This window comes from Vibrio sp. V39_P1S14PM300 (genome assembly GCF_009904765.1).
Classification (GTDB): Bacteria; Pseudomonadota; Gammaproteobacteria; order Enterobacterales; family Vibrionaceae; genus Vibrio; species Vibrio proteolyticus.
This window is the reverse complement of record NZ_WXWP01000390.1, coordinates 1-4962: the sequence shown is the minus strand read 5'-3', so window position 1 is coordinate 4962 and position 4962 is coordinate 1. Positions and strand designations below refer to the sequence as shown.

At 46.6% G+C, this 4962-nt stretch carries 6 protein-coding genes; 1 reads left to right on the top strand and 5 read right to left on the bottom strand.

Going from position 1 to position 4962, the window contains the following annotated elements:
• Positions 1–241: 241 nt before the first annotated feature.
• From CAG65_RS20295 to CAG65_RS20280, 4 genes are all read right to left on the bottom strand, one after another.
• Positions 242–493, bottom strand: coding sequence for a hypothetical protein (locus CAG65_RS20295; protein ID WP_021705288.1), 252 nt, complete (start codon positions 491–493; stop codon positions 242–244).
• Positions 453–2195: an SgrR family transcriptional regulator gene (locus tag CAG65_RS20290; RefSeq protein ID WP_021705289.1), complete on the bottom strand. Its 1743-nt coding sequence runs from the start codon at positions 2193–2195 to the stop codon at positions 453–455. The genes CAG65_RS20295 and CAG65_RS20290 overlap by 41 nt, the downstream gene beginning before the upstream one ends.
• 77 nt (positions 2196–2272) lie before the next feature.
• A complete protein-coding gene (locus tag CAG65_RS20285) occupies positions 2273–2506 on the bottom strand; it encodes a DUF3389 domain-containing protein (RefSeq protein ID WP_161454788.1) in 234 nt (77 codons plus the stop codon).
• Between the two features lie 2 nt (positions 2507–2508).
• Positions 2509–2955: a hotdog fold thioesterase gene (locus tag CAG65_RS20280; RefSeq protein ID WP_161454787.1), complete on the bottom strand. Its 447-nt coding sequence runs from the start codon at positions 2953–2955 to the stop codon at positions 2509–2511.
• 84 nt (positions 2956–3039) lie between these two features.
• On the opposite strand from CAG65_RS20280, the gene CAG65_RS20275 reads away from it, so the two are divergent.
• Positions 3040–3828 carry a M48 family metallopeptidase gene (locus CAG65_RS20275; RefSeq protein WP_161454786.1) on the top strand — a complete coding sequence of 263 codons (789 nt, stop codon included), beginning with the start codon at positions 3040–3042 and terminating at the stop codon, positions 3826–3828.
• A gap of 34 nt (positions 3829–3862) precedes the next feature.
• Here CAG65_RS20275 and CAG65_RS20270 read toward each other — a convergent pair whose 3' ends face one another.
• Complete coding sequence (locus CAG65_RS20270; RefSeq protein WP_161454785.1) at positions 3863–4945, bottom strand: site-2 protease family protein; 1083 nt, start codon at positions 4943–4945, stop codon at positions 3863–3865.
• Positions 4946–4962 lie beyond the last annotated feature (17 nt).

Below are 4962 nucleotides of genomic sequence, written 5' to 3'. Positions count from 1 at the left end.
CAGCAGAAGCAATGATGAAAGCGATTATTAGACCTAGCTCCATGAGCAACACCTCAGTATGGACAGTAATATTAAGGGCTTCTAACTAGAAACAAGGTTAGTCTAACACCTTTACAAAAATAAGATACCTGTTAACGAGATTTTTACGATTTTTATCGACGTAGATCAAAAAGCACTATGAGGTTCCTATTTTCAACATTTATCCTCTGGCAGAAGTCGCACAAAACGCTACAAAAATTAACTATTTCATGGTGACTTTCCCGCCCACCATTTTAAAGGCAGGCGTCCCACGGATCAGAGTTTGCCGAGCAAATTCCAGTCCGCATCCCGGGCAGATACAAGGCATTTTTGTATAGTCATAAACAATTCGCTCAATAAAGCACTTTACCAGCGCGCCCTTTCCCCCTTTCCGGTATTTATAAAGTTGGGTTTTGCATTGACTGCAAAAGATATTAACCGTTTTCGTTGGTTGTTTCTTGTTTGGCTTTGCCATCCAACTGCCCTCCCAATAGTTCCGGTTTTACCCATACCTGGCTGAAATCAAACCAACCAAGTGCGTTACATTTTGCATTTTGCAGAGAGCCACACTGATCTTTGCTGACTCCAAGCCAGCAATGAAACATAGGAACAATTTGCATCTGCTCGACCAGTGACTTCGCCAGCGCCTTAGCTGGAAAGAGCGTGTGTGCCTTCGCACGCCATTCATCCACCAGCGTCGACCAATATTCAAAATCCTCCGGTTTACTTAGAGCTTCTATATCACTGTAGTCGAGCAGCCAACCAGCTAACGCGTCGTCTCTGTGATTTGCGATCCCCATCGGTTTAATCCAGATATCTACATCTCGCGTATCTGCAACCGTCAGATCATATTTGATCAACTCCACCTCGAGACGATCTCTTCGCAGAGTGCTCTCGATCAATTTAACCAATGTAGGAAACATCGGGTGTTGTCCGTGATAAGCAATGGTGATTTTCTTCACCCCTGGCGGCAAAACATTGTCGTCAGCCAGTGTTTGGTGATACCAGCCCGGTTTTAACCCGTGAGCAGGAAGTACCCCCAGCTCCACGATCTTGTCTTGCGGAAGCTGCCTGAACAGGTTAAGCGTATTGAGTTTATTACATAAGTACGATGCCCAGCTATCGTCCGCGGCGGCACCATTTTTCCGGTTCAACAACAGATAAGTACAACCAGGATCGAGGTCGACCTCGTCACTGAACGCATTCCCTTCCGGTTTAATCGGGCTGCTTAAACTTGGGAAAATCATGGACGAATGCACTTCATCAATCACCCAAACTTCCACACGGTCGAGCAATGGACGAAAACCGAAGTAGCTATCAAATGCCTGTAAAATCAGACGCTTTTCGTCATTTTGAATAACTTTATACGGCCCTGTGCCAATCGGAAACTGATCAAAGTTTTCTGCTCGTTCAGATTCAGGAAGTAATATTTTGGCGCACGCTTCTGCCAACATAAGTGGTAAAGCATGATCTGGCTTGCTCAGATGGATATCGACAACCCACTCAGACGGTGAGTCAACGGTATCAATATGATCAAACAAGCGCGTGGTTTTTAATGTTTCGAAATTACTTTTTATGACATCGACAGACAGCAGATGGCCGTTATGGAATCGCACCCCGGGCCGGATATAAAAACGCCAATGAATGGCGCTGATTTGCTCCCAGCTATGTGCTAAGTCGGGTTGTAACTGTTCGCTTTCGTCCAGGCGAGTCAACCCACTGAATATCTGACGGGCAATGTGTTGCTCTGAACGGCGCATTTGTTTGTACGGGTTCAGCATCGACAGTGGTCGGTAGTAAGGTAGCCTAACCACTTGTAAGCCTTCTTGATGCTGAACACCAAGATAGCTTTCAACAACCTGGGCCAATTTGGCTGGGTCGTCATCCAACACCCTCAAGGCCTGACCGATTTTTCCTTCTTCCAGGTAACGCCGCGCCAGGTTTTCACTGACATCCGTCCGACTACGCTTAAAAATCAGTTGCGAGAGTTTTCCCCGTCCTGGAGAAGGATGCCACTCAATCCACCCTTCTTCCTCCATTTTGTTCAGTACGATACGGGCGTTACGACGGGTACAAAACAGAATATCGGTAATTTCTTCCAACTGAACACCACAATCTTTTCCGTCATAGTGCTCAAATAAAGTCTCAAACTGGACTCTTAATCTTGGACTTCCCATAAAGAGGAAAACTCACGTTAGTTATAATTTACTCTAGTTTCCTTATTTTAGTCCGGTTATGCAATAAGTGCCGGAAATTACTCAATATCACACCCGATCTCAGTGGCGATATCGCGCAGTTGTTGTTCGTTATCAAGCTTAATCGACCACTTGGTTTCACTCCCGACCGCAGAAATAACGTTCGCACCGCGTCCAATCAATTGAATCGCATCGGTTTGTGCATGCAATGTCGTTCGGTGATCGCCAGCCAGGCGGATAACCACTTCATGGACAGTCACAATAACTTTGCCAGATGAAAACTCAATGACCATAGTTACACCTTAAGTTGCTGTTTCGCGTTGCGAGTCTTTTTGACAGCAATAGTCAGACGACTGGTACACACCAAGCGACTACGCTCATCAGTGATCTCAATTTGCCAAACCTGAGTCGACACACCGATGTGGATAGGTTTCGCAGTTCCAGTGACGTAACCAGATCGCATCGAACGAATGTGGTTAGCATTAATATCCAACCCAACACAGTAATTGTCGTCATCCACACAGAAATTTGCAGCAACAGAGCCCAGCGTTTCAGCCAATACAACCGATGCGCCACCATGCAGCATTCCCAGAGGTTGATGAGTGAAATGACACACAGGCATCATCGCAGAGATGCTTTCTTCATCGATGTCGGTGTAGACGATCTGAAGATGCTCCATCATCGTATTTTTGTTTGTAGCGTTCAGACGTTCCAGACTGATAGGACGTTTCCAGATACTCATTCGTTTTGTCCGTCTTATGGTATTTCTGTCTATTCTAACAAGATGTTATGATTGTCCAAAAGTGAATTGCATATGGAGACTGCCATGAAAACATGGACAAAGCTAGCGGTGTTGGCGGGAGCAGTAGGCTTGACTGCGTGCAGTGCCTCTCCAACTGGACGAAACCAAATATTGCTGTTTTCTGATCAAGATATGAGTTCGTTAGGCTCTCAATCATTCGAACAAATGAAACAGGATCAAAAGATCAGTAAAGATGCGAAGACCAATGCGTATGTCCAGTGTGTTGCGAAAGCGGTAACGTCTCAAGTTCCACCACAAGCCGGATTCCAAAACTGGGAAGTGGTCGTGTTTGACAGTGAACAGGTCAATGCATTTGCCCTCCCAGGGGGGAAAATCGGCGTATACACCGGGCTACTGGGCGTGGCTAAAAATGAAGACCAACTCGCCACCGTTATTGGCCATGAAATCGCCCACGTTTTGGCTGAGCATAGCAACGAAAGGCTGTCACAAAGCCAACTCGCTAACACCGGGTTGCAGATCACCAGCGTTGCTCTCGGCGCTTCCAATTACGCTCAGTACAAAGGATTAACGATGGCGGCACTCGGAGTTGGTGTTCAGTACGGAGTGATCCTCCCTTATGGGCGGACTCAAGAGTCGGAAGCCGATGTAATGGGGCTGGATCTCATGGCCAAAGCGGGCTTCAATCCAAACCAAAGTATTGAATTATGGAAGAACATGGATAAAGCCTCGGGTGGTAAGCAGCCTCCGGAGCTGCTTTCAACACACCCTTCCCACAGTACACGGATTAAAGACTTACAGGATACAATCAAAAAGTTACCCGCATATAATGCGTCGCATCCTAACTGCGGCTAGTCAAAAAAGGGAGCTGTCCGCTCCCTCTTTTTGTTTATGTGCCAAGTATCTGCATTGGCAGAGACAACAAAGCATCGCCCGTCGAAGCGAAATACCAGACAATGCCAACCAATGCGGCAACCAGCCCGATGTACCACACGGTGGAGACTATTTGGCCGTAACGATCCAGTGGTAATAGGTGACTATGGTGTCTCCCCCGCCACTCCAAAAAGATTTCGATGCTGCCCATGATCAGCAAAAAGCCAAATAACGTCAGCCCCAGCGAATAGCTCAGTATCACACCTCCCACTGCGGCAAGCGCACAGATCACAATCCCAGCCACGCTATTCATTGAAAAACTGATACTTTTTAATACATGACCGCCATCAAGTGGCAAAATCGGCAGTAAATTAAACAGGTTTAGAAAAGCGTTAAACGTGGCAAGCCCAGCGAAAAACAGGTTGCCAGTCACCCAGTAGGCAACCATCAGCAAAAGCGACAATATCAGGCCGAACAAAGGCCCCATAATGGAAATCACCACATCTTGCCAGCGTGTGTTAATTTTCTCATCTGATAATGCCAGCCCGCCCAGAAAAGGGACGAGATAGATGCCTTTGGTTTGCATACCAAAGTATTTCATGGCACGAATATGTCCGTATTCATGGAATACCAGACACGCGATTAACGCTAAAGCAAACTGAAAGGAAAATAACCAGGAATATGCCGCTAAGCTCGCGGAAGCGAGAACGACTTTAATCAATTTCGCGCTTTTCAGGGCTTTCATTCCCAGAGAAATCAGACCAATCAGACTAAAGCGTTTTTCGCTGGGTGGCGGTGTGTGCGGAGTCTGACGTTCAATGTCTTTTTCGTTTCTCGTGCCCTGGCATACTGTCTCTCCATTAACCGTCGCAGAATACTCAATAATAAAGGGTTGCCAGTTCAAACTGACATCGACAGCGCACACCAACTCGTGCTCCCCGGCAATCAGGTTAAATTGATGAAAACTCTGGTGTCCGCGCTCAGCATCCGCATCCAATTGAGAAACAAGATTGTTATCCCAAAAAAGTTGCTGCCATCCGGCCATTGAGCCCTCCAGACGCAGAGACTTACCCAAAAATTCTGTTGAAAATAGTTCCAATGTCATCACTCTGGTAA